This window comes from Microbacterium sp. BF1, assembly GCF_019279095.1.
GTDB lineage: Bacteria > Actinomycetota > Actinomycetes > Actinomycetales > Microbacteriaceae > Microbacterium > Microbacterium maritypicum.
The window spans coordinates 1-3,892 of sequence record NZ_JAGYWT010000229.1; the positions used below are offsets into that span (position 1 = coordinate 1).

At 69.0% G+C, this 3,892-nt stretch carries 2 protein-coding genes and 1 pseudogene; 2 read left to right on the forward strand and 1 reads right to left on the reverse strand.

The features are described from left to right. Positions 1-872: pseudogene (locus KZA10_RS09330) on the reverse strand (hypothetical protein); the annotation flags it as partial. Positions 873-978: 106 nt separating this feature from the next. On the opposite strand from KZA10_RS09330, the gene KZA10_RS09335 reads away from it, so the two are divergent. Both KZA10_RS09335 and pepN read left to right on the forward strand, forming a co-directional pair. Further along, the gene (locus KZA10_RS09335; protein WP_218682723.1) at positions 979-1,365 is read left to right on the forward strand and encodes a hypothetical protein; all 387 of its coding nucleotides are present in this window, start codon (positions 979-981) and stop codon (positions 1,363-1,365) included. A gap of 50 nt (positions 1,366-1,415) precedes the next feature. Next, positions 1,416-3,818, forward strand: a complete 2,403-nt coding sequence (pepN, locus tag KZA10_RS09340) for an aminopeptidase N (protein WP_256934651.1) — start codon at positions 1,416-1,418, stop codon at positions 3,816-3,818. Positions 3,819-3,892: the final 74 nt, after the last annotated feature.

A 3,892-nucleotide genomic window follows, 5' to 3' on the forward strand; every position in this document is an offset into this window, starting at 1 on the left:
GGCAGACCCGCCTGCGCCTGGGCCGCGGCATCAGCATCCCCGAACTGCAACGCGAACCGCGCATTGGGCAGGGCATCGAGGCGACGCAGCCAGTCCTGGGCGCTCTCGGGCGCCGCGGAACCGAGAGCGCGGATGGCCGCGACGATGGCGGGATCGATCGCAAGGACCGCGGTGGTGCCCGCCACACCGTCGAGCTGAGCGGTGAGAGCGCCCTCGGGGCCGGTGAGGGCAGCGAGCTCGTCCGAACTGAGCAGTGCACCGCCCTCGGGGGTCGCCGTGATGGGGACGAGCACCCCGACCTGAGCGGTCTGAGAGTCGGCGACGACCAGCACGCTGGTGGCGGTGGTCGCCGCTGCGTCATCGTCGTCGGTGTTCTGCGTCTTCGCGCCGGTGAGCTCCGCCCGCAGCGGGTAGACGCCCGGAGCGAGGGCCCCGAGGGTCTCGGCCGGCACGAAGACCGTGGTCATGGCCGACTCTCCGGCATCGAGGGCTGCCGTCGTGTCGGAGCCGATGGCGTCGAACTCGCCCGGGGCCGTGCCGTCGTCGAGCCAGCTCGCGACAGAGGCCTCATCCGTCAGCGGCGTCCTGCTGAGCTCCACCTGCACCTGACCGCCGGAGAGCTTCGACTCGGTGTCGTTCTGCACCGTGAGCATCGCCGTGGTCGCGGAGCCGGGGGCGACGAGGCCGCGCAGGCCCGCAGAGATGTGGAAGCCCACCCGTGCATCGTCGTCCGCACCCGATGCCCCGGCTGCACTGGCCGCGCTCGGTACGACGACCGCGCAGGCGCCCAGCACGATCGCGAGAACAGCGGTCCTGCTTGCGAGCCTTCGAAGGCGCGCACGGAGGCCGTGCTCGGGGGTGATCGCGGTCATGGAGGTCTTCCTCGAACGCCCGGAGACGGGCTGATCGTGAGTACTGACCTCCCGATTCTAGGAGGCGCAGGGAAAGAGAACCCTGAAGACGCGTAGAGTGACGGCCGTGTCCGACACCCCCGCACCGCTCCCAGACCCCCTTCGCTGCGCCATGAGGGCGAGGACCGCAGCGGAACGGATCCTCCGAGAGGCGGAGCGTGCGGGCTCGCCGCTGATCGCGACGGAGGCGGCGAACTCGCTCGCCGAGATCCTGGTGTCGGCAGCCACGAGGGGTGCGGAGGATGCGGATGACCTCCTGCGGGAAGCCGAGCGGCACGCGCAGGAGGCGCGGAGCGTCGCCGAGGCGACCGGGGATCGCGCAGAAGTGGCTCGCAGCGATGCGATCCTCGCTTCTGTCGCGCAATCGAGAGGCGACCAGTCCACCGTTCTCGTGCGCGCGCAGGCCTCCGCACAGGTCTACGCCGAGATCGGACACCGCCTGCAGACCGCGTGACGTCTCGGTCCACGGCGGTTCGTGCGGCGTCCGGATGCCAGGATGGATGCATGGACACCGCCAACCTCACCCGCGAGGAGACCGCAGCGCGATCCGCTGCCGTCACCGTGCACCGCATCCGCGTCGAGCTCGACCTGACCGGAGCGCCGGAGCGCGCTCGCACCGGGTTCCCGACCGTGACGACCCTCGAGTTCTCGTCGACCGTCGACGCGATCTGGCTCGACTTCATCGGCGAAGGTGTCCAGCGAGTCTGCGTGAACGGCGTCGATCAGGTGATCGTCTACGACGGTGCCCGCATCGCCCTCTCGGGCCTGGTGGATTCCAACGTCGTCCGCGTCGAGGCGATCGGCGCGTACAGTCGCTCCGGTGAGGGGCTGCACCGGTTCCACGATCCGGTCGACGACGAGACCTACCTCTACACGCAGTACGAACCGGCCGACTCGCGGCGGGTGATGGCCTGCTTCGAACAGCCCGACATGAAGGCCGAGTACACCTTCGTCGTCGACGCCCCCTCCGGATGGGAGGTGCTCTCGAATCAGACTCCGACGCACACCGATCTCGGTGTCGGCGTGCAGCGCGTGGAGTTCGCACCGACCCTGCCGATCTCGAGCTACATCACGGCCGTGGCTGCGGGACCCTACTCGCGGGTGGACGGCGAGTGGCGCCGCGACGATCAGAGCGTCGCCCTCGGCGTGTTCGTCCGCAGATCACTCGCTGCGCACCTCGAGGCCGAGGAGATCCTCGAGGTCACACGCCAGGGGCTGGACTTCTTCACCGATGCCTTCGCCTACCCGTATCCGTGGGGCAAGTACGACCAGATCTTCGTTCCGGAGTACAACCTCGGTGCGATGGAGAACCCGGGACTGGTGACGTTCACGGAGTCGTATCTCTCCCGTGGGGCGGCGACCGACGCGCAGCGCGCCGCGCGAGCCAACACGATCCTGCATGAGATGGCGCACATGTGGTTCGGCGACCTGGTGACGATGACCTGGTGGGACGACCTGTGGCTCAAGGAATCTTTCGCCGACTACATGGGCGCCCATGCGTCGGCAGTCGCCACGCGCTATCACGATGCGTGGGTCACCTTCGCCGCCAGCCGCAAGGCGTGGGCGTACCAGCAGGACCAGCTGCCGACGACCCACCCCATCGTGGCGGACATCACCGATCTCGAGGCCGCGAAGCTGAATTTCGACGGGATCACCTACGCCAAGGGTGCCGCCGTGCTCAAGCAGCTGGTCGCCTTCGTCGGGGATGAGGCGTTCTTCGAGGGCGCCCGTCTCTACTTCGCCGCCAACGCGTTCGGGAACACGACGCTCGACGACTTCCTGGTGCAGTTGAGCGCCGTCTCGGGGCGGGACATGAGCGATTGGTCGGCGGCCTGGCTGCAGACCTCGGGCATGTCCACGCTGTGGACCGAGACCGAGGCGGACGGGCGGAGCATCCTCGTGCAGACCGACCCTCGCCCGCATCGACTGCGCATCGGGCTGTACGAGCGTGTCGACGGCCGGGTCCTGCGGCGCGAGCAGCGTGAGCTCGACGTGGTCGGCGAACGGACCGAGATCGACCTGCCCGATGCCGATCTGATGCTGCTCAACGACGACGACCTCACCTATGTGAAGGCTCGTCTCGATGCGCGTTCGCTCGCGACGGTCGAGGAGTCCCTCTCTGCGATCGACGACCCGCTGGCGCGCGCCCTCGTCTGGTCGTCGCTGTGGAACGCCACCCGCGACGGCGAGCTCGCGGCGGCGCGGTACCTCGAGATCGTGCGCACCCATGCGCCCGCGGAGTCCAACATCGGGCTATTGACGGGCGTCCTCGCGAACGCCAGCTACACGATCCGCCACTTCGTCGCGGAGGCGAGCCGCGACCAGGAGCAGCGGCGCTGGGTCGAGACCGTGTGGAGCACGCTGGAGGCTGCGGACGCCGGGAGCGACGCGCAGCTCTCCTGGGCCCGGGCGTTCGCGACGGCATCCGCCTTCGACGACGGGCATCAGGAACAGGTGCGGGCACTGCTGGACGGGCAGGCACCCGAAGGCCTCGTCATCGATCCCGATCTGCGCTGGCAGCTCCTCACGGCGCTGGTCACCACCGGGCACGCCGATCTTGCGGATGTGGCCGCAGAGCAGCAGCGGGACGACACGGGCGACGGACGTACAGCCGCACGGCGGGCGCGTTCGTCGCGACCGGATGCCACCGTGCGCCGCGAGGCATGGGACTCCGCTTGGAACGACCTTGCGCTCAGCAACGATCACCTCGATGCCGAGATCGGGGGTTTCCGCGCCGGCGGGCGCCGTGATCTCGTCTCCGGCTTCGATGACGAGTACTTCGCGCGGATCGGGCAGGTCTGGGGCGCGCGCAGCATCGAGATCGCGCGACGGCTGGTGGCCGGGAACAGCCCGACCACAGCCTGCTACCGATGCCGCCGGCGGGAATCACTGCGTAGAAATCCTTGATGGGTGCGCTCACCCTGCCAGGGTAGCCGCAGAGGACGAGCCGACATCGAGAGACTTAGGCTCCCCTTCGTCGC